Annotated in this window: 22 protein-coding genes and 1 tRNA gene; 4 read left to right on the forward strand and 19 right to left on the reverse strand. The window is 46.0% G+C overall.

What is annotated here, in order from left to right:
• Window positions 1-88: 88 nt before the first annotated feature.
• Both gap and LRL21_RS40840 read right to left on the reverse strand, forming a co-directional pair.
• Window positions 89-1,093, reverse strand: a complete 1,005-nt coding sequence (gene gap / locus LRL21_RS40835; RefSeq protein ID WP_076230556.1) for a type I glyceraldehyde-3-phosphate dehydrogenase — start codon at window positions 1,091-1,093, stop codon at window positions 89-91.
• Between the two features lie 36 nt (window positions 1,094-1,129).
• On the reverse strand, window positions 1,130-2,176 hold the full coding sequence (locus LRL21_RS40840) for a sugar-binding transcriptional regulator (RefSeq protein WP_240421529.1): 1,047 nt from the start codon (window positions 2,174-2,176) through the stop codon (window positions 1,130-1,132).
• A 243-nt stretch (window positions 2,177-2,419) separates the two neighbouring features.
• Here LRL21_RS40840 and LRL21_RS40845 point away from each other — a divergent pair.
• Together LRL21_RS40845 and clpP are read left to right on the forward strand one after the other, a co-directional pair.
• Window positions 2,420-2,494, forward strand: a tRNA-Arg gene (locus tag LRL21_RS40845).
• Window positions 2,495-2,684: 190 nt separating this feature from the next.
• On the forward strand, window positions 2,685-3,266 hold the full coding sequence (clpP, locus tag LRL21_RS40850) for an ATP-dependent Clp endopeptidase proteolytic subunit ClpP (RefSeq protein ID WP_240421530.1): 582 nt from the start codon (window positions 2,685-2,687) through the stop codon (window positions 3,264-3,266).
• Window positions 3,267-3,399: 133 nt separating this feature from the next.
• Here clpP and LRL21_RS40855 read toward each other — a convergent pair whose 3' ends face one another.
• From LRL21_RS40855 to LRL21_RS40935, 17 genes are all read right to left on the reverse strand, one after another.
• On the reverse strand, window positions 3,400-5,160 hold the full coding sequence (locus LRL21_RS40855) for a stalk domain-containing protein (protein WP_240421531.1): 1,761 nt from the start codon (window positions 5,158-5,160) through the stop codon (window positions 3,400-3,402).
• 176 nt (window positions 5,161-5,336) lie between these two features.
• On the reverse strand, window positions 5,337-5,606 hold the full coding sequence (locus LRL21_RS40860) for an HPr family phosphocarrier protein (RefSeq protein WP_076230567.1): 270 nt from the start codon (window positions 5,604-5,606) through the stop codon (window positions 5,337-5,339).
• A 152-nt stretch (window positions 5,607-5,758) separates the two neighbouring features.
• Window positions 5,759-6,688 (reverse strand): DNA-binding protein WhiA, encoded by a 930-nt coding sequence (gene whiA / locus LRL21_RS40865; RefSeq protein WP_240421532.1) that lies wholly within the window; start codon window positions 6,686-6,688, stop codon window positions 5,759-5,761.
• Window positions 6,689-6,694: 6 nt separating this feature from the next.
• On the reverse strand, window positions 6,695-7,681 hold the full coding sequence (locus LRL21_RS40870; RefSeq protein WP_240421533.1) for a gluconeogenesis factor YvcK family protein: 987 nt from the start codon (window positions 7,679-7,681) through the stop codon (window positions 6,695-6,697).
• Window positions 7,678-8,577 (reverse strand): RNase adapter RapZ, encoded by a 900-nt coding sequence (gene rapZ / locus LRL21_RS40875; RefSeq protein ID WP_240421534.1) that lies wholly within the window; start codon window positions 8,575-8,577, stop codon window positions 7,678-7,680. Before rapZ ends, LRL21_RS40870 begins: the two co-directional genes overlap by 4 nt.
• A 17-nt stretch (window positions 8,578-8,594) precedes the next feature.
• Complete coding sequence (locus LRL21_RS40880; RefSeq protein WP_240421535.1) at window positions 8,595-9,545, reverse strand: ROK family glucokinase; 951 nt, start codon at window positions 9,543-9,545, stop codon at window positions 8,595-8,597.
• 136 nt (window positions 9,546-9,681) lie between these two features.
• A complete protein-coding gene (trxB, locus tag LRL21_RS40885) occupies window positions 9,682-10,629 on the reverse strand; it encodes a thioredoxin-disulfide reductase (RefSeq protein ID WP_240421536.1) in 948 nt (315 codons plus the stop codon).
• Window positions 10,630-10,711: 82 nt separating this feature from the next.
• A complete protein-coding gene (locus tag LRL21_RS40890; RefSeq protein WP_420832562.1) occupies window positions 10,712-12,466 on the reverse strand; it encodes a tetratricopeptide repeat protein in 1,755 nt (584 codons plus the stop codon).
• A gap of 105 nt (window positions 12,467-12,571) precedes the next feature.
• Window positions 12,572-13,522 (reverse strand): ribose-phosphate diphosphokinase, encoded by a 951-nt coding sequence (locus LRL21_RS40895; RefSeq protein WP_240421537.1) that lies wholly within the window; start codon window positions 13,520-13,522, stop codon window positions 12,572-12,574.
• A gap of 178 nt (window positions 13,523-13,700) precedes the next feature.
• Window positions 13,701-14,507 carry a histidinol-phosphatase HisJ gene (gene hisJ / locus LRL21_RS40900; protein ID WP_240421538.1) on the reverse strand — a complete coding sequence of 269 codons (807 nt, stop codon included), beginning with the start codon at window positions 14,505-14,507 and terminating at the stop codon, window positions 13,701-13,703.
• A gap of 14 nt (window positions 14,508-14,521) precedes the next feature.
• Window positions 14,522-15,226 carry a bifunctional phosphoribosyl-AMP cyclohydrolase/phosphoribosyl-ATP diphosphatase HisIE gene (gene hisIE, locus LRL21_RS40905; protein WP_240421539.1) on the reverse strand — a complete coding sequence of 235 codons (705 nt, stop codon included), beginning with the start codon at window positions 15,224-15,226 and terminating at the stop codon, window positions 14,522-14,524.
• Entirely contained in the window at window positions 15,223-15,981 is a 759-nt protein-coding gene (gene hisF, locus LRL21_RS40910; protein ID WP_240421540.1) for an imidazole glycerol phosphate synthase subunit HisF, read from the reverse strand. Before hisF ends, hisIE begins: the two co-directional genes overlap by 4 nt.
• A 50-nt stretch (window positions 15,982-16,031) precedes the next feature.
• Complete coding sequence (hisH, locus tag LRL21_RS40915; protein ID WP_076230594.1) at window positions 16,032-16,637, reverse strand: imidazole glycerol phosphate synthase subunit HisH; 606 nt, start codon at window positions 16,635-16,637, stop codon at window positions 16,032-16,034.
• Window position 16,638: 1 nt separating this feature from the next.
• Window positions 16,639-17,244: an imidazoleglycerol-phosphate dehydratase HisB gene (hisB, locus tag LRL21_RS40920; protein ID WP_240421557.1), complete on the reverse strand. Its 606-nt coding sequence runs from the start codon at window positions 17,242-17,244 to the stop codon at window positions 16,639-16,641.
• Complete coding sequence (gene hisD, locus LRL21_RS40925; protein WP_240421541.1) at window positions 17,237-18,526, reverse strand: histidinol dehydrogenase; 1,290 nt, start codon at window positions 18,524-18,526, stop codon at window positions 17,237-17,239. Before hisD ends, hisB begins: the two co-directional genes overlap by 8 nt.
• A gap of 52 nt (window positions 18,527-18,578) precedes the next feature.
• The gene (gene hisG, locus LRL21_RS40930; RefSeq protein WP_240421542.1) at window positions 18,579-19,211 is read right to left on the reverse strand and encodes an ATP phosphoribosyltransferase; all 633 of its coding nucleotides are present in this window, start codon (window positions 19,209-19,211) and stop codon (window positions 18,579-18,581) included.
• A 13-nt stretch (window positions 19,212-19,224) separates the two neighbouring features.
• Entirely contained in the window at window positions 19,225-20,424 is a 1,200-nt protein-coding gene (locus tag LRL21_RS40935) for an ATP phosphoribosyltransferase regulatory subunit (RefSeq protein ID WP_240421543.1), read from the reverse strand.
• Between the two features lie 324 nt (window positions 20,425-20,748).
• Between LRL21_RS40935 and LRL21_RS40940 the strand changes: the two genes are divergently transcribed.
• Together LRL21_RS40940 and LRL21_RS40945 are read left to right on the forward strand one after the other, a co-directional pair.
• The gene (locus LRL21_RS40940) at window positions 20,749-21,888 is read left to right on the forward strand and encodes an AI-2E family transporter (RefSeq protein ID WP_240421544.1); all 1,140 of its coding nucleotides are present in this window, start codon (window positions 20,749-20,751) and stop codon (window positions 21,886-21,888) included.
• Window positions 21,889-22,083: 195 nt separating this feature from the next.
• Window positions 22,084-26,424, forward strand: coding sequence for an S-layer homology domain-containing protein (locus LRL21_RS40945; protein ID WP_240421545.1), 4,341 nt, complete (start codon window positions 22,084-22,086; stop codon window positions 26,422-26,424).
• The last annotated feature ends 7 nt before the right edge of the window (window positions 26,425-26,431 follow it).

The raw sequence follows: 26,431 nt of genomic DNA on the forward strand, positions 1-26,431 counted from the left end.
AAAAGCTCCGGAAGCCGGGGCATCTTCCCATTGTCTGTTAGCACAAGATAGTTCGTTCACAAGCTAATTGTCATAACCACAATGTGAATTACAGGCCTTTTTTCGCGATAAAAGCAGCCAAGTCTACAACACGGTTGGAGTAGCCCCACTCGTTGTCATACCAGGAAACAACTTTTACCATGTTGTCGCCAACAACCATTGTGCTAAGCGCATCAATTGTGGAAGAAGCTGGGTCGCCATTGTAGTCGCTCGATACAAGCGGCTCGTCGGAGTAGTTCAGGATGCCTTTCAAAGTGCTGTTAGCTGCTTCTTTCAAAGCTGCGTTCACTTCGTCTACAGTAACGTTCACTTTCAATTCAGCAACCAGATCCGTAACGGATACGTTAGGCGTAGGTACGCGGAAGGACATACCGTTCAGCAAGCCTTTCAGCTCAGGCAATACCAGGGAAACTGCTTTGGCAGCGCCAGTTGTGGAAGGAATGATGTTCTCAGCGGCTGCACGAGCACGACGAAGGTCTTTGTGCGGCAGATCCAATACGGATTGGTCATTGGTGTAGGAATGGATGGTAGTCATCATACCTTTAACGATACCGAATTTGTCATTCAGTACTTTAGCAAAAGGTGCCAGACAGTTGGTTGTGCAAGAAGCATTGGAAATGATGTTGTGTGCTGCTGCATCGTATTTATCTTCGTTTACGCCCAGAACGATTGTGATATCCTCGTCAGTAGCTGGAGCGGAGATGATTACTTTTTTAGCGCCGCCTTTAATATGCAAGGAAGCTTTTTCTTTGGAAGTGAAAATACCTGTGGATTCAACAACGATTTCTACGCCGTTAGCTCCCCAAGGCAGGTTTTCCGGGTTGCGCTCAGCAAATACTTTAATGGATTTACCGTTAACGATTAGTGCGCCTTCAGCAGCTTCAACGGTTGCATTGATTCTGCCGTGAGTCGTGTCATACTTCAACAAATGTGCCAATGTGTTTACATCTGTCAAATCGTTGATAGCTATGATTTCTACATCAGGATTACCCAAAGCTGCGCGAAACACGTTACGACCGATACGTCCAAAACCGTTAATACCTACTTTTACCATTGAAAAAGCCTCCTAATAATGTGTATTGGATTTATGTCAAGACGGGCTATGCCCATCAAGATGTAGCATTTGCACAATCTCCATAGCAGCGGCTTCATCTGTCACAAGAATATCCTCATGTCCAAATTTCAGCACAGCAGCAATGGCCTCACCTTTACTTTTACCTCCAGCCACACCGATGACACAGTCCATTTCCTGAATGTCCTCAATGCGCAAGCCGACTGTAGGCATCTTATGCAGTATCTTCCCATCACGGTCAAAATAATACCCGAATGCTTCCGCCAAAGCGCCATCCTGCTGCAAAATCGCTGTAGTCGACTCATCAACCTTACGCCGTCTTGCCATCAGCATAGCTTCTCCTATGCCATGAATAACGATTCGAGCGCCTCTGATGAAGGCAATGCTCTCCAATATGGAGCTGTCCTGCATCAAGGATTGATAAGCCTCCTCACCAAGCTGGTCAGGAACATGCAGCAATCGGTAACGAGATCCGGTTTTCTTCGCCATTGTAGATGCAATCGTATTGGCCTGGAAATCCATGCTTTCTCCCAGCCCGCCGCGTGCTGGTACGAATACGCAGCGCTTGAGCGATGTGGAGGAAGACAGGTGATTCGCGACTTCAGCCATTGTGGACCCACCGGTTACCGCAATGACCTCATCCTGGGTTACGTACTTGCGCAGAATGGCCGCGCCTACGAGTCCCAGTTCCTTTTTGGTGTGGGGTGAAAGTTCTGAATCGCCTGGGACAATAACAACCTGCTTCAGGTTAAAATGCATTCGAATCTGCTCCTGAAGATCAGTCAGTCCGAACAACTCCTTGACTAACGGTTCGATTTGCTCGAGCAGCTGCCGACCCGTTTCGCTGATCCGGATACCGGAAGCCTCGATTTCAAGCAGTCCCTGCGATTTCAAAAAATCGACCTCGCTGCGCATAATACGCTCCGTGGTGTTCAGTGAACCTGCCAGTGTCCTGCGGCCTACAATGCCGGATACACGAATGAAGTGCAGAATCGTATACCTTTTTTTCATCGTATCCAATAGATCGGGCAAAAGCTGTTTTTGAATATCGAGAATTTCTCTCATACTTTACACTCCCGCTATGCTATGGACTTTTTTTGTCCCGCCACTACATTTTTCGTCCCACATCTTCCAAAAAAAAGCACTAAGACTTTCTTAGTAATTTCATTATAACGAATTGACTCGTTAATTTCAACAGCAATTCACAATTTGGTCAAAAGTCATGTCACCACAAATCAAGGTTGCAATTTAGCCCCGCATATCATATAATAACCCTTGCTTGTTCATTTTAAACTATATTTTAAATGTGCGCCCGTGGTCCAATGGATATGACGTAGGCCTCCGAAGCCTGAGATCAAGGTTCGATTCCTTGCGGGCGCGCCATTAACCTTCAACGATTAAGTGTTATTCATACAAACATCTTAACCTTTGCGATACGGTCATCAGCTTCAAGACTGCGTTGTAAAGGTTTTTTAATGCCGATCGTTTGACCTTTCTTGACCTTTGTTTATATTTCCGTTATGATGGTTATAGTGTTATCAAACATTCATGTACTTTTAGGAGGCTGCAGCTTATGAGTTTTATACCCATGGTAGTTGAACCCGATGCCAGAGGAGAGCGAGCGTATGACATATACTCCCGTTTGCTGAAGGATCGCATTATTTTTCTCGGTACGGCCATTAACGACCAAGTAGCGAACGCCATTATTGCCCAGTTGCTGTTCTTGGCCGCGCAGGATCCTGACAAAGACATTAATATTTATATCAACAGTCCAGGCGGTTCCATTACTTCAGGCATGGCGATCTTTGATACCATGCAGTTCATCAAGCCCGACGTATCAACCATTTGCGTAGGTATGGCAGCTTCAATGGGTGCATTCCTGCTGGCAGCTGGTGCTAAAGGCAAACGTTTTGCGCTTCCGAACAGCGAGGTTATGATTCACCAACCGCTTGGTGGTGCCGAAGGTCAGGCTAGCGATATTGCAATTCGCGCTAATCGTATTATTAAAATGCGTGATAAATTAAATACAATTTTGGCTGAACGTACAGGGCAAACCTTTGAACAAATCGAAAAAGACACCGATCGCGACAATTTCATGTATGCCGAAGACGCGCGGGCCTATGGTCTGATCGATAAAGTCATTACCAAGCTATAAGTATTTCCATATGTACATTGAGGACCGTCTTTTAGCAGCACAAGCTGCTGATGAGACGGTTCTTTTTATTTCCAAAAATAAAGACCCTCCCCTTGTTCGAAAAGGGAGAGCCTTCAGCTATCGATTTGATTTATTATTTATCATCCAATGGATAGAAGATCAGATCAATCGGGAATGCAGACCCGGCTGGTGGTGTAAATTCAATATCCAGTGCCGCTTCCTCACCCGTCGTTCGGGCCAGAATCTGCATCCCGTCAAACGCGGTAATCACACCTGATTGCGGTATCAGACTGATCTCACCATTGATTTTGATCGGTCCTTTAAATATACCGCCATACGCTAACAGCATGATTGCCATTTTTCTTGGCTTGTCCGCATGGATTTTGTAAACCACTCCATAGTTGCCTTCGTTTAATACATTCTGCTTGCGCATTGGATCGTAGCCCGGCAGGAATGGATCCGTCGTGCCATCACCGATAATCAAGCGGTTCGGCTTGGTGAACGAGCTCGCATCTATATTCCATTTGACCTCTGACACCGGGAACGTCCCTCTGACATGCCCTGTAAAAGGAAGCAGCGGCAGCTGACTGAGTGTCGTTTGCGATACCTGGCTAGTAGCGACAAAGGAAAATTCAATTTCGCCATTCGTTTCTACATCATAGAACAGATTGACACCTTGGCCTGGATAAAATTCCGGCATTTGCGAATAAATAAAAGTTTGGTTGGCGGGAATCTCCATCAAATCGCTCCGTGGATCATTCATCAGGAAGTCCACAGAGGCTTCATTGCCGATCAGGTTGGCATACACAGAAGGCCATACTTCTCCCTTGTTGGTTGTTTTGATCGTAACCGGTTTATTGGTCGTATTCTTGGCCAGAATCGCCAGAGTAACCTTTTCCTTCGTTCCATTGATGTGATCCGCGTATAGGCGACCTTTGCCATTGACTTTATCCTGATACAGAATTCCTTTTTCTGTAAACTCCTCCGGACTGTCGCTCACCAGCAGCTTACGAGAATTGTCATTAGTGACCTGCTTAGGCAGCTGTGGCAAATTCCAAAAGTTGCCCCATAGCGTACTCCAATCGGTCTTAATAAAGCTCCCTACGGGTTTCATGTAGATCGGGTATTCAATTTCACTCAGATACACCTTATCCTCAATCGTCAGGTTGCGCAGATACGTTTCGCTTTTATTGCCGTGTGCGTCCCATACCGTCAATGTGATCGGATAGGTACCTGGTGAGAAAAACACCGATTCGTTGCCCTTCCACTCATATTTCACTAAGCCTTCGGAATCCGGATCATAGCTTAGATCGATATATTTCACCGGTTCACCCAGCTTATACGTCGGCTTGGCAAAATTGAATTTAGCAACTGGGTTGGAATTGCCCGTATTCGGTATGTAAATACCCGTTGGCGTTTTTGTATGAATAATCTCAACCCGGCGCAGCTCATCATTATAGGTATAACGAGCACCCATATAATCAGCCAGCCAAGTCAGCTTGATTAACAGCTTGCCTTCCTTGCTGATCGCTGCTACGGAATCGAATGGGTTCAATACTCCGTTAATCCAGACTGCTTTACGGTCACTGTCGAGTACAATGTTAAAGCCCGGCGTCGTCATTTCAATCTGGCGTGTCACCGCGTTCCATTCGACCTTTAACCCCATTGCATCGGCGAGGGCTTTGGCAGGCACGAACATTTTGTCTTTGATAATGGTCGCAGGTGATTCCAGTATAATCTGCTTTCCATTTATAAAAGCTTCCGCTTTATCCACATAAAGCAGCATGTACGTCGTTGAAGTCGATTGCGCAGCAGATGCGGTCGACGAAATCAGAAGACTGAACAACAGGCTCAAAACGACCAGCAGCGATAATTCTCTTTTCATCAGTTTCATTTCTCTACTCCTTCAATTGGGTAAAATAGCACGGGTCTACGCAGCAAAAAACCTTTCCACAGAAGAACTCGTCATAATAGACGCTCAGCTTCAGAAAAGGTTGCGCTTTTCTTGTTATGTTATAGGTCTTGGCTGTGTCACTGACAAGCTTCCTTAAAGGAAGCCAGTGACAATGGTTATTGGTTCTCCAGCTCTTCTTTGCTTACCAATGTGACTAAAGCGTTTACAGCCTGTTCTGCGTCCGAACCTTCGGCACTAATATAAACCTCAGTACCCGTACTGATAGCCAAACTCATAATGCCCATAATACTTTTGGCGTTTACTTTCTTCTCGTCCTTCTCAACAAAGATCTCGGAAGAGAACTTATTTGCTTCCTGAACAAAAAGCGCTGCTGGTCTGGCATGAAGGCCTGTTTTCAACTTCACAACTACTGGGCGTTTCGACATTCCAACCAATACCCCCTAAATCTTAAATTGCAAATGACCATTTAATTCAATGATCATGAAAAAGCGATTTTTCAACCATTATATCATTTTTAAATCCGTTACACTAGAACAATTGAAAATTTACATAAAATATCTACATGTAGCACGTCCGCTCAAGCTTTTCGAATTTTTTCAGCCATTTCGTCAATTTTGCGAAGCCTGTGGTTGACACCGGATTTGCTTACAGTGCCCTTTAGCAGTTCCCCGACCTCGGTTAAGTTAATATCAGGGTTTTGCATCCGCACCTCAGCTACCTCGCGCAATTTTTCCGGCAGGTTTTCCAAACCGATTTCCTTTTGGATCAGACGAATATTCTCGATCTGGCGTACGGCAGCACCGATAGTTTTATTCAAATTGGCTGTATCGCAGTTGACCAAACGATTCACCGAATTACGCATATCCTTCATGATCCTGACATCTTCAAAACGCAATAAAGCTTGATGGGCACCAATAAGACTTAGCAATTCAATGATCTTCTCGCCTTCCTTGATGTACAGCACGAAGCCCTTTTTGCGTTCGATGCACCGTGCATTCAATTCAAAACGGTTGGCAAGATCACATAAAGCGTGACAATGCTCTTCGTACATTGATGAAATTTCCAAATGATAGGACGAACCCTCTGGATTGTTAACAGAGCCGCCCGCCAGGAAAGCTCCCCGCAGGTAAGCTCGCTGACAGCATTCATCCGGAATCAATTCTTCATCAATGCCAGGTGTAAACATAAAGCCTTCGGAAACGATCCGCAGCTCGGACAGTATATCCTGGACCTGATTCGGAATCCGCACCATATACACATTGTTTTTTTTCAGCCGCATCTTTTTACGGACCAGCAATTCGATGTGCACGTTAAATTTCTTTTTGAGCAAAGAATAAATACGACGGGCAATAGCTGCGTTTTCAGTGCTGATGTCAAGGACGACTCGTTGATTCGTCAGCTGTACGGAACCGTTCATACGAATGAGGGCAGAGAGTTCAGCCTTTTCACAACAATCATCAGACTGAATTAAGGTTAGTTCTTTTTTTGTTTGTGCGGCGAAAGACACGGGGAATCACCTCTTCTTGTGCATCCAGCTCTCCACCAGCTGATAAATATGCTGACTGAGCTTTTCCGCATCGTGGCGCAGGTAAGTTCGGAATAAAATTAATTGATCTGCGATGACTTTATACCCTTTAAGAGTCACCTCATCGAGATCAAGATGAACAACCTTGGCACCCTTTTCTGCATATCGATCTTGGACCTGAGGAGGAATCTCCCCGTTATTAACAATAACATAATCAAACAGATCTTGCTCAACATGATCGTGAAGCGCTTGAATATGATCACTGACACTGTAGCCGTCCGTCTCACCTGGCTGTGTCATCACGTTGCAAATAAAAATTTTCAGTGCTTTCGATTGAACTATCGTACGAGCAATTTCAGGCACGAGCAGGTTCGGCAAAATACTAGTATACAAGCTGCCGGGACCGAGCACAATCGCATCCGCCTGCTTTAACGCTTCAATCGCCTCAGGCAGCGGGGATACATCGGCTGGTTCGATAAAGACGCGCTTGATGGTTTTGCCTGCCTTCGGAATTTTGGACTCTCCGACAACGATGCTGCCATCGGTCATTTCCGCCTTCAACACGATAGCGTGATTGGCTGCCGGCAGCACTCGTCCACGAACGGCGAATACACGGCTCAGCTCACGAACACCCGTTACAAAATCACCTGTAATGTCTTGCATCGCAGCCAAAATTAGATTACCCAAACTATGGCCTGCCAATCCTTGGCCCTTCTGAAAACGATATTCCAGCATTTTGCCAAGCAGCGGCTCTACGTCTGCCAGTGCAGTCAGTACGTTGCGGATATCACCCGGGGGAACCATCGCAAGCTCCGAGCGCAGAATGCCTGAACTGCCTCCGTCATCTGCTACAGTCACAATCGCTGTAATATCTAAAGGCTTTTCCTTGAGTCCGCGCAGCATGACGGATAGACCGGTTCCGCCTCCGATGACAACGATACGAGGTCGATCATTTCCCCCGTAAACATAGGTCATATTTTCACCTCAACCCGATCCCGCTCAGCGTCTCGGTGATTAACTCGCACGATCTCCGTTTCACTATTCCCCATTACTTTACCCAAATATTCAGCGATAGCTACTGATCGGTGCTTGCCACCGGTACAGCCAATTCCGAGCACGACCTGACTTTTGCCTTCCTTCTTATACTGCGGGATCAGAAAGTGAAGCATATCGAGCAATTTAACCAGGAATTCCTGAGTTTCACCCCACTTCATCACATAGTCATACACTTCAGAATCCTGCCCCGTATTGGGCCGCAATGCCTCCACATAGTGGGGATTAGGCAAAAATCTGACATCGAATATTAAATCGGCATCGATCGGTATCCCATATTTGAAGCCAAACGAAATCACATTAATCGAAATTCCGTCCTTTTCAGTATGGGTAAACCGGGATACGATCTTTTCCTTCAATTGGGACGGCTTCAAACTGCTGGTATCGATAGCTTGCGTCGCCATACCCTTCAATTCCTCCAGCAGCTTGCGTTCCTGAAGAATCCCTTCCAGCGGCGCACCTGCAGGAGCCAAGGGATGCTTGCGTCGGCTTTCCTTGTAGCGTTGGACAAGTACTGAATCGGTAGCGTCCAGAAACACAATTTCGTATTTTAAAGCCTGATTTTCCCTTAAAAAACGCAGAGACTCCGACAAGGATGTGAAGAATTCCCGACCGCGCAAATCAATGACCAGAGCAACCTTGCCAATACGACCTTTGGATTGCTCAATCAATTCTGCGAATTTGGGAATCAGAACCGGGGGCAGGTTATCTACACAGAAAAAACCGAGATCCTCCAGGCTCTGCACCGCAATCGTTTTGCCCGCTCCGGACATACCGGTAATGATGACCAGCTTGCCAAGGGAATGCAATTCTTCCATGCGAGTTTCCTCCTCATTCAAGAATGCAGGTTCAAGCCTGCAGCTCCGACTACACCAGCATCGTTGCCAAGGGTAGCTGGCACAATATCTACGCCCTCTCTGGCTGTTTCCTGCGTGTACTCATGATAATACTTACGTATCGCATCGAATAAAAATTCTCCAGCCTTGGATACGCCTCCACCAATAATAAATCGCTGTGGATTTAATACAACAGAAACTGCTGCCATAGACTTGCCAAGATACATCGCAGCACGGTTCACAATCCGCAAAGAAACCTCATCGCCGGATTTGGCAGCATCCAGCACGTCTTTAGCTGTCAACGCTTCGACTAAAGCCAGCGAAGTATGCTCGCCGCGTTCGACTGCTTCCTTACCCATACGAATAATACCTGTTGCCGAAGAGACCGTCTCCAAGCAACCGTACATGCCACAGCCGCATCGAATCGCTTCCACATCCGGTACTACTTTTATATGTCCGAGCTCGCCAGCCATGCCATTAAAGCCTTGATAAATTTTTCCGTTTATAATAATACCGCCGCCAACACCTGTGCCTAAAGTATAGCATACCACATTCGGAATACCTGCTCCCGCACCGCTCCATGCCTCGCCAAGTGCAGCTACGTTGGCGTCGTTGTCGATTTTCACCGTTTTGCCGAGTTTTTCTTCCAGGATCTTTTTAACAGGCACATTACGCCAGCCCAAGTTAGGAGACAGCTTGATAAACCCTTCCGGAATATCCATAAAACCGGCAATACCCGCTCCGATTCCAGCGACCTGTTCCCAATCATGTAACGAATCGGCAACAAGCTTACGTACATATTGCGCAATATTTTCCAAAACTACGTCCGAACCGTGCTCCGTTCCAGTCGGTCCTTCATACGTATGCAGCAGCTTGCCTGACTCGTCGCAAAGGCCCACCTTGATCGTGGTTCCTCCCAAGTCGACTCCAACATAAACGTTCTTTCCCATTACCAGGTCACCTCATAAACTATGATTGCATAAATCTTCATACCAACTATAAGCCAAGCCTACCTACAGGTCAAGGCAAAGGAAATTAAAAAAAGACTACAAAACGTGGGTCCTGAACGCCCACGTTTTGTAGAAATTATAGGGACTGGCTCCAATCGTGAACCATATGACCATCCAAAAATTTCTCACAATCAAGTGCTGCCATACAACCACTGCCGGCTGCTGTAATGGCTTGACGGTATTTGCTGTCCTGTACATCGCCACAGGCGAATACACCCTCAACGTTGGTAAGGGAAGTGCCAGGTTTTACGATAATATAGCCGGTTTCATCTGTAGTAATCTGCCCTGCAAGAAAGCCGGTATTGGGTCTGTGTCCGATCGCAACGAAAATACCGTCAGTCTCGATCACTTCTTCAGCACCAGTTTCATTGTCCAGCACCTTTAAGCCCGTTACACCACGATCACCAGAAATGACAGCTATCGGCGTTTTATTAAGTCCCCAAGAGACCTTCGCATTCTCGCGAGCGCGATCCTGCATAATTTTGGAGGCACGCAGCTCGCTGCGACGATGTACAAGCTTCACATCCGTGGCAAAGCGCGTCAGGAAGTTGGCTTCCTCCATCGCAGAATCACCACCACCAACTACAATAATTTTTTTGCCGCGGAAGAAGAATCCATCACAGGTTGCACAGGTGCTGACACCGTGACCGATACTTTCCTTCTCATTTTCAATACCTAACAGCTTGGCAGATGCTCCTGTCGAAATAATGATGCTTTCCGCTTCAATATCGCCCAGACCTTCAACCGAAAGCTTGAATGGACGATTTGACAAGTCGATGGAGTTTACCCAGCCTGTCTTGAACTCAGCACCGAAGCGCTCCGCCTGCTTACGCATGTTATCCATGAGTTCGGGTCCCATAATACCTTCAGGGAATCCGGGAAAGTTTTCAACCTCAGTTGTTGTCGTCAGCTGGCCTCCTGGCTCCGGTCCTTCAATAACCAGAGGATTCAGGTTCGCACGAGCCAAATAAATGGCTGCAGTCAACCCCGCAGGACCTGTTCCGATAACGATTGTTCTGTACATAGTGGCATTATCCTCCTTCATTTTTGCTAACAGCAACACCAGCATTTTTTAAACCTAAAATATTTTTGAACAAAGTAAAATTTTATTTAGCTTTATTATCAAAGCTGGAGAACTTCGAAAAAATAGTTTCCATCTTTTCTCGCAAACCGCAGGCATCGTCAATGATTTTTACGTTTTTACTAATGGTTGTGACCGATACACTGTAGCGATGCGACAGTTCCTGGTACGATATTGCGCGGCGATGCATTTTGGCCGTTAAGTATTCAAGAGCCGCTGCCCAGCCCTCAACCTTTGATATTTTGGGCGTATGATCCGGTGATACACGAGACAAAAATTCCACCCACAGCGTCTGCAAATCATACTGCTGTACCATATCGTAGCGGCGATCCATTTGCTCCAGCGCCATATCCATAATTTGCTGCCATTTAGGTTCCCACACAGGCAAATTCGGAGAGAAAGGAGATGCGGGCACGATAAGTTTTCGGCCCTCCAGCACCGCTTCCACTGGCTCCTGAATGCCGATACTGCGAAGCACAAATATAGCTACTTTTTTCAAATAATCGTCTTCGCCAGGCTCCTGTACGAACTCCAGCAAGGCTTCCTTCACTTCATTGTCGGCTATCAAGCCAAACGCCTGAATAACCTGAAGCTTCGTTTCCGTGTCTCCATGACGCAGTGCCCAGAAGAACGAAGATCTGACCAAAGGGTCGCGCTTTAAATGGTCCGGCAAGCCTTCCGTCGACTTTTCCAAGCCACGGAACTGCTCTTCGAACGGAAGATGATAATGATAGCTTACGGATGGTTTTTCCTCTTCATGGCGCGACTTATCGAGCAGACTTAAATAGAACTTCGGTATGTCCGATCCCGGATCGAATTTGTCCGCCTGCCTCCATTGCCGCTCAGCCTCGCCATACCGCTTCGTATGATAGGCCGCAACAGCCGTATAGTGAAATAAACAAGGGTCGAGTCCAGCCTCACCGGTCTTCAACAATCGTTTGAACAGCCGATACGCCGTCTCATGCTCACTTAAGATACCCATTGTTGTGGCCAATTTAAACACATGATCCTGATGAAAAGGATATGTCTTGCGCAGCACATCCAGCAGCTCGCCAAGCTTATCCAAATCACCGAAATGCTGGTAGAAAATAGCAAGGTTGCACAAGGCGTGCAAATTGCCATGATCCAGCTCCAGCACCTGCCGAATCATGTCAATTGATTTATCGAAATAACCCATATAATAATAAGCCAAAGCCAAATTGTTGCGCGCCGCCATAAAATCGCTATGTTTTTCTACAATATTCTCCAATATACGGACCGCTTCTGTAAACTTGCCTTCTTCAAGCATTGCCCGTGCACGATCATGCTCAAACATACCTTCACGGCTTTTGATTCCAGTCAGTTGGGTCGGACGATCCAGCTCATAGGTAAGCAGCTCGATCATCTCTTCGGATTCCTCCAGAAATTGTCCGGATTCATCGTGCTCCAAATAATGTATAATCGCTTTTTCAGCCGATTCATAATTTTCCATATTGGCAAAATTGTTAGCCATATAAAAATAGCATTCCGTCATGGTCGGATCGACTTGATCCAGCACCTGCTGCAAAATAACATTCGATTCCTCGTAATTCCCCATCTCCGAGAGAAGCCCCGCCAAGTTGCAATGATTAACCGGGTTCTCCGGTTCATATTCAGCGGCACGACGAAAATACTTCAATGCCTTATCGTAATGATATCGGTCCAAAGACTGAACGGCTCGTTCGAAAAAGAATGTTGCATCCATTTTTATCGGTATCACTTTGTTAGGTTGGGTTTGGGCAGCACGTTTTTTCTTCTCCACTCGGCAAGGCACCTCCGGTTCCGTCTGGAATACGCAAAGAAATCAGCGTTAATCTACAAAAATTATAACATACTAGCGAACGAATACATACGGATTACAGCAATTTTAAATGCCGCCATATTTAAACAGCGAGCTGATTGAACCGCCGTCTTTAATAATCCGGATCGCATTGGACAATAATCCCGCTACAGACAACACCTTAAATCGCGACGAATGGTCCTCTGGAATTGCAATCGAATCGGTTATAATGACCTCCCTGATATTCGGGTGGTCCAGACGCTGCAGAGCAGGTCCCGAGAATACAGGGTGGGTGGCACAGATGAATACATCGTTGGCGCCCCGCTCCTTCAAGCCCTCTACTACGTTGACAATCGTTTTTCCTGTATCAATCAAGTCCTCCATAATAATCGGAGTTTTACCTTCAACATCACCAACTACATGAGTAACCGTTGCTTCATTGTGGGCATAACGTTTTTTGAACATCATAGCAATGGGTGCTTCCAATACATTAGCCAAATTTTCGGCTCTTGTCACACCACCTGCATCCGGAGATACTACGATTAAATCTTTAATATTTTGGTTCTTGATGTGACTGCTTAATAAGTCCAGCGCCGTTAAATGGTCGACCGGTATATTGAAAAATCCCTGAATAGCCGGAGCATGCAGATCAATCGTAATCACACGATGAGCTCCTGCGGAATACAGCAAATCCGCAACCAACTTGGCCGTAATCGGTTCACGCGGGGCAGCCTTACGTTCCTGCCGGGAATAACCGTAGTAAGGAATGACCAGATTGATTGTTCTGGCCGAAGCGCGTTTGGCCGCGTCCATCATCACCAACAATTCCATGAAGTGCTCGTTGATCGGATGGGAAAACGTCTGCACCAGAAACACATCACAGTTACGAATGGTTTCCTCATAATGACAGTAGATTTCTCCGCATTTGAACCGGGACAGCTTGATTTTGCCAAGTGGAACATCCAATTCCTTACAGATTCGTTCGGCAAGCTGAGGATTGGATGATCCTGAAAATATTTTCAATTGGTCGCTAAACATGGTAACCTCCATCTACGGATTGTTTACATTTTACAAGAATAAAATAAAAATCAACAAAAACTGCATAACCCTATTATACATGAAACCAATTGATTAAGAAAAAGTCATTTAGGTGAAATTGTGAAAATCGGCTCGACCATTTTATGGGTTCTGCTTAATTCCCCCTATAATAATCCAATTACATCCGAATCATCGTCCGCTGTCTCTGGCGAAAGGTCGCGAGCTCGGTAAATCCAATGTCTTGTAGCAAATCAACAGCTTGGTCCAAGTACTGGGTGAGCCGTTCCGGCTGATGGGCATCAGAGCCTATTGTAAGAGGAATCCCTTGTTGAAAGCAATATTCCAGCATTCGGCGGCTCGGGAACATTTCCTTGACTGGCATCCGCAGGCCGGATGCATTGAGTTCAATAGCTATTCCAGAAGCGCGTACGGCATCCAATGCTTGGTTTTCCAGATGCTCGACACTTTGCTCCGGTTTGTAGCCAAAACGCTTAATCACATCAATATGACCGATATAATCATAGAAACCGGTACGAACTGCTTTGCCTACAGCGTCATAGTACTGTACATATACGTCGTAGGGATCACGACCGTTCCATTTATCGAGCTGGCGATAATCGGAAATATCCCATTCGCCCAGAAAATGGACAGAGCCTATCACGTAGTCCCACGGATAAGCACGGATAATGCGCTCAATGTCTTGCTCATAGCCTTCGATGTAGTCGCCTTCGAGACCGACACGAATATCAATCTGGCTTTTATATTGCTGCTGCAGCCGAAAGGCTTCCTCCACATAGCGCGGCAATTCGTCCATCGCCATCGCCATTCCCGGCAAATAGGTAGCGGGGTCTACATGGAGCAAGGGCATGTGATCGGATAACCCCAATTGGGTCAGTCCGAGCTCAACGCCCTTTTGTACATATTCCTCCAGCTCTCCAGATGCATGTCCACAGCGGACGTGATGAGTATGGTAATCAATGAGCATCGGAATCTCTCCTGTTATTTTTTTGAATGATGACGACGGTCCAATTCCATCATAAGCTCATCCAAAGGCAGCTTTGCTTCACGCAGCAAAACGAGCAGATGGAAAATCAGATCACTCGCTTCATAGCGAATTTCGTCGTTATCGCGATTTTTGGCAGCAATAATAACCTCTGACGTTTCTTCACCGACTTTTTTCAATATTTTGTCTATACCTTGTTCAAACAGGTAGGTCGTATAGGATCCAACTGGGCGTTCGGCATCACGTTTGGCAATAAGAGCTTCCAAGGAGGCCAAAATAGCAAAGCGATCCTTACTAGCAGAAGCGTCCGCAGCACCTGCAGTTTGTCCCTCGATCGGTACATTGTTAAAGAAACAGCTGTAAGCACCGGTATGACAAGCTGGACCTGTTTGATCCACCAAGACGAGCAGGGTATCACCGTCACAATCGTATTTTAATGCCTTGACCTTCTGGATGTGACCGGAGGTCGCTCCTTTGTGCCACAGCTCATTACGTGAACGACTCCAAAACCACGTTTCCCCCGATTCCACAGTCAGCTTTAAAGATTCCTGATTCATATAAGCCATCATCAATACTTCTTTGCTTGCAGCATCCTGGACAATCGCCGGAACCAAGCCCTGTGCGTCCCATTTAATAGCTGCGTTTAATTGCTCCGCGGATAACGGAAGTTGTCCTTGCGCTTGCTGCTTACTATTACTCATCTGACTTCCACTCCTCTATGCTTCAATTGCTGCTTAACCTCTTCAATCGTCAGCTCTTTATAATGAAAAATCGTTGCAGCTAATCCTGCATCCGCTTTACCCTCGGCAAATACATCATAAAAATGATCTTTCGTTCCCGCACCCCCAGAAGCGATCACAGGGATGCCCACACTTTCAGACACGGCGCGCGTCAAGGGGAGATCGAAACCATCCTTGGTTCCGTCCGCATCCATACTTGTCAGCAATAGCTCACCTGCACCTAACTGCTCGACACGCTTGACCCATTCCAACGCTCTAATGCCTGTGCTGTTGCGTCCGCCGTGCGTAAATACTTCCCAGTCTTCCCACTCCTTGTTATAGCGGGCATCGACAGCCACAACGATACATTGTGAACCAAACCGTCTGGCCCCATCCGATACCAGCTGCGGATTGCGGACAGCTGCTGTATTGATCCCGATCTTATCCGCGCCCGCGCGCAGCAACCGCTTCATATCGTCAACACTGGATATACCGCCGCCCACCGTAAAAGGAATCGTGATCTCGCCTGCCGTCTTTTTTACAACCTCGATCATGGTCGAACGTCCTTCTACAGAAGCCGATATATCGAGAAATACGAGCTCGTCTGCGCCTTCCTTATCGTAGATCGCCGCCAGCTCAACCGGATCTCCGGCATCACGCAGATTAACGAAATTAACGCCTTTGACCACTCGACCATCTTTTACATCCAGACAAGGAATAATACGTTTTGCAAGCACAATTAGTCTCCTCCAATCTTTAAAAATCCAGTCTACGTATCAACAACGGTCTAGAGCTTGCTTAGACCAAGAAAATTGCTCAAAAGCTGCATGCCGATACTGCCGCTTTTCTCCGGGTGAAACTGCATGCCATATACATTGCCGCGCCCCACAATAGCAGTAACCTGTTGATAATAGTCCGTTACTGCCAATAAATCCGATGCTTGCTCTGGCAGTGCATGAAAGGAATGAACGAAATATACATGGCCTTCTTCGATGCCTGCAAATAACGGACTCTTTTGCTGAAACTGAAGTCGATTCCAGCCCATATGCGGAATTTTGTAGCTGCCCTGGAACCGGACCACCTTGCCTGGCAGCAGGTTCAATCCCTCGTAAGAGCCATGCTCCTCACTGCTGGTGAACAGCAGCTGCATACCGAGGCAAATACCGAGCAGCGGCTTGCCGGACTGTGCATAACGCACAGCTACTGCATCAAGGCGGGACTCACGAAGATGCTCCATCGCATCACCAAAAGCGCCTACACCGGGTAGGATTGCACCGTCTGCGGCCATAATTTCATTTTCATCAGAGGTCACCAGCGCTTCATAACCCAACCGCTCGACAGCTTTGCTGACGCTGTGCAGATTACCCATTCCATAGTCGATGATTGCGATCATGCTACAGGACCCCTTTCGTCGATGGCACGCCTTTCACGCGCGGGTCAATGCTTGTCGCTTCGTCCAATGCACGCCCTAATGCCTTGAAAACAGCTTCGATCATATGATGCGTATTTTGACCGTAATGCACGATCACATGCAGTGTAATCCGCGCTTCAAGAGCAAACTTCCACAAAAATTCATGCACCAGCTCGGTTGTAAAGCTGCCCACCTGTGCTGACGGATATTCGGCACGATATTCAAAATGCGGCCGGTTGCTGACATCAATCACGACTTGAGCAAGCGCCTCATCCATCGGAATAAATACACTGGCATACCGTTTAATGCCTCTTTTGTCTCCTAAGGCTTCGCGCAGTGCAGCTCCAAGACAAATTCCGATATCCTCGACGGTGTGGTGGTCATCAATATCGATATCGCCATTTGCCGTTACCTTCAGGTCAAATTGTCCGTGCTTCGTGAATAAATCCAGCATATGATTCAAGAAGGGTACATCGGTTTCAAGCTGTGTTATCCCTGTTCCATCTACGTTAAAGGATAATTGTATATTCGTTTCATTCGTTTTACGATCAATATTTGCCGAACGTACGGCCTGCTGCTGTTCAGTCAATGGAATTCCCTTCTTTCTCAAGTCTGATTTGGATGGCTCTGGCATGCGCTTCGAGCCCTTCATGCTGGGCCAAACTAATAATCTGAGCACCATCACGCAGCAGTGCTTCCTTACTATAATAGATAACACTCGATTTTTTCATAAAATCGTCGATGTTGAGCGGTGAGGAAAATCTTGCGGTGCCATTGGTAGGCAGCACATGATTCGGACCGGCAAAATAGTCGCCTACCGGTTCTGAGCTGTAAGGACCGAGGAAAATAGCGCCTGCGTTTTCAATTTTGCTCAAATACTGGAATGGATCAGCTGTAATGATTTCGAGATGCTCGGGCGCAAGCTCGTTAACGGCTTTTACGCCTTCTTCCAGAGTTGCAACAGTCAGAATGGCGCCATTATCGCGAATCGACTGAGCTGCTATGTCACACTTCGGCAAGGTGTCCAGTTGTCTGGCCACCTCTGCCTGTACAGCCTCAGCGAGTGCTTGCGAAGGTGTCACCAAAATGGCTGACGCCATCTCGTCATGCTCAGCCTGAGACAACAAATCTGCCGCTACATAGGAGGCATCGGCCGTATCGTCGGCTAACACGACAATTTCACTCGGTCCGGCGATACTGTCAATATCCACAATACCGAACACGTAACGTTTGGCCAGAGCAACGTAAATATTACCGGGACCGACAATTTTATCTACTGCTGGAATCGTGTCCGTTCCGTATGCCAGAGCCGCTACCGCTTGCGCACCGCCGACACGGTAAATTTCGCTGACACCAGCTTCTGCAGCCGCTACGAGGATATGAGGATCAATACCGTCAACACCGGCAGTTGCAGGGGGGGTGACCATTACAATTTCTGGAACGCCTGCTACCGTGGCAGGTATCGCATTCATCAGCACCGATGATGGATAGGCTGCTTTCCCTCCTGGTACGTATAGGCCAACACGCCGCAGCGGTCGGACAACCTGCCCCAGAATACTGCCATCCGGCTGCAAATCCATCCAGGAAGTACGCTTCTGCTTCTCATGAAAGCTGCGGATCCGAACCGCGGCCTCGCGCAGCGCAGTGAGAAAGCTCTCATCCACTGACGCATAGGCAGCTTCAATTTCCTCCTTGCTCACTCGCAGCTCCTGTACATTCACCCCATCGAACTGCTGTGAGAAACGACGCAGTGCTGCATCTCCCTCGCTTCGCACAGCCTCGATAATAAGCTTAACCCGATCATTTTGCTCCTCTGAGCCATATTCAAGCTCGCGTCGCAGCGAGAATTCGCTTGCTGGCACAATTTTCATGGCTGACTCCCCTTTCTTATCACATCATGATTCTGCAAATTTTTCTGTAATTTTAGCGTACAGACGCCAGCATCTGCTGCAGCTTGTCACAAAGCGCTTGAATGGTTGCATTTTTCATCCGGTAACTGACACGATTGGCAATCAAACGGGTTGTAATCGCAAAAATCTCTTCCTGCTCCACGAGTCCATTATCCCTCAACGTTTGCCCGGTCTCGACCATATCCACAATACGATCTGCAAGACCGATTAAAGGAGCGAGCTCAATCGAACCGTTCAGCTTAATGACCTCTACCTGCTGACCACGCTCACGAAAAAATTGGGAAGCCACATTGGGATATTTCGTCGCTACTCTTGGATTCAATACAGGCTGCCAATCGGGCAGGCCAATAACGGACATCCGGCAGCGTGCGATACCCAAATCCAATAGCTCATACACATCACGGTCTTCTTCCATTAATACATCCTTGCCCACAACCCCGATATCAGCCACGCCATACTCCACATATGTGGGAACATCGACCGGTTTAGCCATAATGAATTCCATATTAGCCTCAGGCACTGGAATGATCAGCTTTCGTGAATCATCCATATCCTCAGGAATCAAAAGCCCCGCCTCGCGAAATAACCTGGAGGCCTGTTTATAGATACGCCCTTTGGGCATCGCCACTTTCAATACATCCTGCATAGGTCCCGCTCCTTTATTCAAACTCAATGACATCCCCATAAGAAACACCGTTCACTACAAACGTATCATCATCCAGCCGAACAGCTGGCAATTGTCCATCTTCATCAGAAAGCAGTCTGGTCTCAACCTTCGTGCCTTCGCGCGCGCGCAGCTCCTTGGCCATCCGAAAGGCATCCGCTCGCCCGCTAGCTTTATAAGCAATCAATACCCGATAGCTGGATTCGATAGGCTGCTTGCTGACCACTTCCAAAATCCGGTTGGTCTTAAGCGCAAATCCTGTAGCTGGAGCTGGTCGTCCGAATTGCGTCAATAAATTGTCATACCGACCGCCGCTGCACACCGGAAAACCCAAATCAGCTGCATATCCCTCAAACGTCATACCCGTATAATAGGAAAAGTCTCCGATCATTGTTAAATCAATCAACACATGCTCACTAACGCCATAAGCCTTCAGCACATCCCATACCTGACACAAGTGTGCTATCGATTGCTGGGCAACGGGATCCTTTGTAACCTGTCGTGCCTGAGCACAGATTTCCTCGCCGCCACGCAATCTCAGAATGCCTTCAAGCTCTGATTGCAGCGCTTCGCTTAAGCCAAGTGCCTTGATATGTTCCCGATAGCCAACATAATCCCGATTCAACAAGCATTCCTTCAAGCTCTGCTGCTCATCCTTACGTTCCTGAAGCGTTTCATTAAAGAGCCCTGTCAGGAAGCCCACGTGGCCAAGTGCAATCTTGAAATCCTTGACTCCGGCCGCTTGCAGACTCGCTATCGCCAAGGCAATCACTTCCGCATCGGATTCTGAGGATGCATCCCCTACCAGCTCAACACCAGTTTGAAAAAACTCTGCATCCCTTCCCGCTTCCGCTTCAATCGCACGAAATATATTCGCATGATATGAAAGTCGTATTGGAAAAGCTTGCTGCTTCAACAGGGAGGATACTACTCGTGCAATCGGTGCTGTCATATCGGAACGCATCACAAGCGTCGTTCCCTTGCGATCCAACAATTTAAACAGCTTCCGATCCTCGGTAGAGCTAGCTACCCCCACCGTATCATAAAACTCTAATGTTGGCGTAATAATCTCCGAATATCCCCAGCGCTCCATACAGTTCAAGACATTCGTTTCAATGGTCCGCAATTTAGCTACGGCCTCCGGAAGATAATCCTTGACTCCAGTTGGCTTTTCAAATACCTTTGGTTTGGACACCGATCTTCACCCACCTATATCCTGCTTAATTATTTTTCCTTTTTACTTTAGTGCGATAATGTGCTACCATACTACCAAGTTAAAGAATATAATCGTTAGTGTACCATCGAAAGTGCCTAACGTCAATACAGAATTGACCGTACTGTCCGTCAAATTGTATTCAAGTCGCGCTTATGAAATATTTACCAATTGGGAATCCTATATATACGTAAAGCACCTGTTATACTGGCTTATCGCACCTATTAATATGTTTGAAATATTGCCTGATTGAGTAATGATTAATAAGGAAAAGTCTCGTTCTATACTATTTGTGGAGGCAAGAGCATGCAGTTACCTGAAATCAGGCCGGATCGGTTCAAAAGGTTGTTTTTAAACAACAAGTTTGTTTTATTTTTACTGACCCTGCTGTTGATTGGTCTTAACATCTTTGTACTGAATAAAATTCCCTTCGTTTTTAAACCTATCATCGTGCTGGTCAAGACTGTCCTGCTGCCGCTGATCTTGACTGGAGTCGTTTATTATTTATTAAATCCAATTGTCGATCTGCTCGAACGCAAAAACATGAAGCGGATTTACTCAATCATCTCACTCTACATATTGATTATTGCCGTCATTACGCTTTTGATTCTTGCCGTTATTCCCGTCATCCATACGCAAATCATGGAGCTGGTTCATAATTTTCCAGCTTATAGCGAGCAGGTTCAGCTTAATTTTGAATCCTGGATAGGGAACGACATCTTCAATCAAATTCAGCAAACGACTGGCTTTAATCCGAGTGATTGGACACAAACCGTAACTCAGCGTTTGAGCTCCTTTATAAGTCTCGCTGGAGCCAGCATCGGTAGTTTTATTGGCTTTATTACTGAAACCTTGCTCGCGATTGCTGTAGTCCCTTTTATTTTGTTCTACTTGCTTAAGGAAGGTAAACGACTACCGGATTACATCCTAAGCTTCCTTCCTAATTCTTTTCGTAATCAGACCTTCGAGGTCATGTCAGAAATGAACCATCAAATCAGCACCTACATCCGCGGTCAAATTATTGTCAGCTTTTGCATCGGATTTCTGCTCTATATCGGCTATTTGATTATCGGTCTGAAATACTCGCTGATTCTTGCCATTATCGCTGCTTTTACCAGTGTTGTTCCCTATTTGGGACCCGCTATTGCGATTACACCAGCTCTAATCGTTGCAGCTGTCACCTCTCCTGTCATGCTGCTCAAAATGATTGTTATTTGGACCATTGTGCAGTTAATAGAGGGTAAATTTATTTCTCCGCAGATTATGGGCAAAACGCTCAAAATTCACCCGATTACGATCATTTTTGTCATTTTGACGGCTGGTAACCTGTTCGGTTTAGTGGGAATTATTCTTGCTGTTCCTGGCTACGCCGTGCTCAAGGTCATCGCTTCCCATTTGTTCGACTGGTTTAAAAGACGATCAGGGCTTTATCGAACTTTTGAGTAAAGCTTTTGAGTAACTACATACATTTTGATACGAAGTCCTTTACAAGGGCTTTTTATTTTATTTCCACAAAAGCCACATATCCTATCACAGTTTTAAATTGTTAAAATTGTATAATTATGTTGTTGCTTGTCCTTTCTTGTTGTATAGTGGGAAATGTTGGATTTATACGACAATTAGGGATATGGAGGTAATTTCATGCTTAGAACAGTACCACGCAGATCAATCAGTACGATGCTTGTCTTTATTTTATTATTCAGCATGATTCTTCCAGCAGTAGGGTGGGGCGCAGCAGCTTCTTTGAATGACATCAGTGATTCTTATGCTCAGAAGGAAATTCAGGCGCTGACCGATAAGGGGATCATCTCCGGTTATGAGGATGGCTCCTTTCAACCTCGCAAAACCATGAGCCGTGCCGAATTGGCCAAAATTATTGTTATGACCCTTGGACTCAAGGAGAATACGGATAAGGCTTCCGTGTTTACCGATATAGAACCGAACAGCTGGTACAGGGGTTTTGTGGGAGCACTTGTCGAATCCGGTATTACACAGGGAACAACAGCTTCTACCTTTTCACCAGAAGCAAAAGTAACCCGTGAAGAGCTCGTTGTTTTCTTTATTCGAGCCTTAGGCCTGGAAGCTGCAAATTCGGGATTACCATTAAACAATACATTTACGGATATTAAAGATGTGTCTAATTGGGCTCAGGCTGCTGTTTCGCTTGCATTCCAGATTGGTTTTGTGAATGGTCTGGGAAATTCAGACGGATCGTTAAAATTCGGCCCCAAAGAGAACGCTGAAAGACAGGCATTAGCTCGACTAGCATTTGAATTCAGCACTAATAAATCGAATTACATAGAAAAAGCCAATCTGCTTATTACTAATAATGCCGCTCTTACTGTGAAAAGTGCTGCTTCGACGACGGCAACTACAGTAGAGGTAACATTCAATAAATCCCTGCCTGCTGTTGACAAGGCTGATTTTACATTTGATAACGAGCTTTCCATTTCTAATGCAGAGCTTAAGCAGGAGAACGCGGCTATCGTTGTTTTGACAACCAGCTTTCAATCATCGGGTGCAGTCTACAAGTTAAGCTACAAAGGCAACGATACAGGTATTACGATAACTGGCTTTAGCTCCATTCTTGGAGGTGGTGGCGGTAGCGGCGGTGGCTCGGCTCCAACCATTACAACACCGAGTGTAGAAACACTAATCAATCAAGGTGGCACCTTCACCGATATGACACTGCGATCAAGCGGTACGTTCGGTCCAGCAACAGGTACATCTGTGATCACGGGTACATTAAAGCTTGACCCAGGTGAAACCGGTGAAATTACACTGCAAAACATAGATGCCAACAATATTGAAGTTTTATCAGGGAGTCCGAGCTCCATTAAACTTTTAAAAACAAAAGCAAAGGCTCTGAAAATAAATGCCTCTGCTCAAAGCTCAGCAGTCAGAATCCAGTCACTTGAGGGTACCCAAGTCGTAACGACTAGTGTATATTCCAAGGTGATCCTGGAATCTTCCGCAGGTACGCTTGGCGATATTAATTTGGATGCTGGCACCGCCAACCAAAATATTATTTTAAGAGGCAATTTTAACGGGACCATATCGGCCATGGGTGCTGAGGCAGCAATCAAGCTTGAAGCTCCTACAGGAAATTCTGGCGAACAAACCATCCTTAACAAATTAATAATAATTTCCAACGCAAAAATCACTGTGGATCCTAATGCCACTTTGAGAGCCGTTAACATTACTGCTCCGAATGCTAATGTCGAACTCAACGGATCAGGCAGCATAGGCACTTTAACGGTGGATGCTTCAGCAGCAGGTTCGAAATTGACCATAAGTGAATCTTCTAACATTCAGAACATTCAAGTCAATGGAAATGCTACTGTGACTGGCGACCCGGCTAAAATTGCGGCTATTACTATTACAGTAGGTGCAGGAGCCAAGGTAACAGCATCTGATGAATTGAAAACAGCTCTAATAGCAATAACTATTCAAGCTATCAATTCAATAGGAACTTTTACGGAGTACAGTCTTGAAAAAGAAAATCTGATTCGTATAGCCGATATTGCAGCAAACAGCGCCCTGAGCATAGGTATTGCCGAAACGGATATTACTATTATGAACGTTCTAATAGCCGCGAAACAATTGATCGCAGCTTATAAAGCTCCAATCGTAGCTGATTTGGACAATGCTAAATCCACGTTTGCGATCAACTTCAGCACTGGTGATACAGAGACATATGTAACTGGCAATATAACACTGTCACTTATAGGTGCCAATGGAACGACACTGAGCTGGACCACATCCAACGCGGCCATTATTAGTAAAGATGGCATTGTCACCCGGCCCGCTTCCGGACAAGCAGACGCAGAAGTAATTTTGACAGCAACTTTTGCCAAAAAAGGTTTAACCGTAACCAAGGATTTTAAACTTACTGTAAAAGCCCAAGGCAGCTCTCCAAATGTAACGACTGGAGCGATAAGTGGATTCGTTGTTGGCCCTGATTCGTCTCCGATTGCAGGAGCTACAATCAGCGTTACAGGAACGGCACTTTCAGCCATTTCAGATGCTGCAGGCAAGTTCAACATGAGTAATGTTCCAAGCGGTAGCAATTACTCCATATTTGCTTCCTTGGATGGGTATTCGACTGAGCTACTAACCGCAGTTAACGTAACAGCTGGAAATACGACCATTTTGACAACCCAACTCACATTTACAACATGGTCAATCGGGACTACACGATTGGCATTTGACAGCAGCTATCACACCACGCTAGCGGAAGGAGATCAGGTTACTGGTGATATTGATTCAGATCAAAAAATGTATGTTCCTTTAATAATTAAGGATGCTTCCGGTAAAACGTTAACTCCCGATGAAATCGCTGACCTGTCTTACAAATTTTCCATATATGCTACTGGTGGTATCATGCTGTCTTCAGCTTTTAATGTATACGACCCGCAGCAAGGCATAATCAGTTCAACACCAATCGTACAAGCCGGCTTAAATAAAGGTAAAATTGCTATTAGCCATATAAGTGACAAAGGTGTTGCAACTATTACAATTGAAATGAAAGATAGTACGGATATTCGAGCAAAGTTTGTAACCGCTGTTGGCGAGAAGCGTAAACCGGACAAGATCACCTATACGAAAGCGCCTAGTCCATACATGGTAAATAATACAGACAATGAGTTGAAGGTCAGGATCTACGATCAGTACGGAGCTGATTATAAAAAATCGTCTTTCTCAGTGAACACTGACTACCGTATTCAAGTAAAACTTAAGGCTATCAGCGATAGCGGGAACATGGATTATGGTTTTTCGTTAAAAAGCAATGATGTGGCTAATCCAACTGGTAGCGGTGCTGCTCAGACATCCAAGAAATATGTGGCCATACCTACCCCCGCCAATCGGGAAGCTAATATCACTAGGTATGAGGAATACTACAATCAGTATGTAGACGCTTATCATTTAAGTATTGAAGAGATTTACGACAAGTCATTTAAGCTGATTACCAGCAATGCTATTCCCGGAACTCTTTATTCATTGAGTTTCCATCTCAATGAATTTCAATGTATCAGTTTCAGCACTTCTTCCAGCTCCAGCAGTGGTGGTGGTGGTGGCGGCGGTGGCAGCTCCAGCAGTGGTGGAGCTGGTGGTGGCGGTGGTGGGAGCTGCAGCCCTATCAAGGAAATCAGCTCTTTGACTACAGCCATTGAAGTTCTCGACCCAAGCGATCCGAAAAACAAATTGAATTACGAGGTCTATATCGATAAAGGTGTAAATAACACTCTTCTAGCACTGGATCAATACGTGGGCGGCGTTAGCAATGCTACCTATGCGAGAAATGCTTATTCCAAATTCACCAAGGAAGTTAAAGTTCGTGCAGCGACCCATACAGGAGCGCTGGTATCAGTCCCAAATAATATCACTTCCATAAGCAGCTCGGACCGGAATGTCATTGACGCAACTTACTCTGATTCCAATGCTCCTAAATCTTTATTCATAAGCGGAATACGTGCCGGAACCGCACAACTCCAAGTATCCTACAAGGATATAGCTGGAAGCCCTCAAGTAGCAGTATTAAATGCTGTAAGCATTAATGACGCTCCAAAGATTAACAGCCTGATGTTTGGAGTTAATGCCGCTATCATTGATAGGAATTACTTACAATCCATGATCTTTCAATCCAAGCTGCATGCGTGGGATACAAAGCTTGGTCGTAAGCTTACAGTCGTTGACCAATATGGCAATGAATATGTGTCTGATCGAACTCCTGGAACCTCTAGAGACGATGATGGGACTGCCATCACAGATCAAGTTGTTCAGCGCTATCAGCAATTTTTAAAACTGTCTTATACGATTACCGATATCACATTTTCAGGCGGCAATTATGGCGGTAATACTGTAGTAACCATTAACTCTCAAGGACAGATCACCAGTGTTGGCAATGATGTGACCGGATTTACCATTAATGTCAAATCGCCAAGCCAACTCATCAGTTCTGTTCAAGTCATTGTTAGATAAACAGTCA

This window comes from Paenibacillus periandrae (genome assembly GCF_022458865.1).
Lineage (GTDB): Bacteria > Bacillota > Bacilli > Paenibacillales > NBRC-103111 > Paenibacillus_S > Paenibacillus_S periandrae.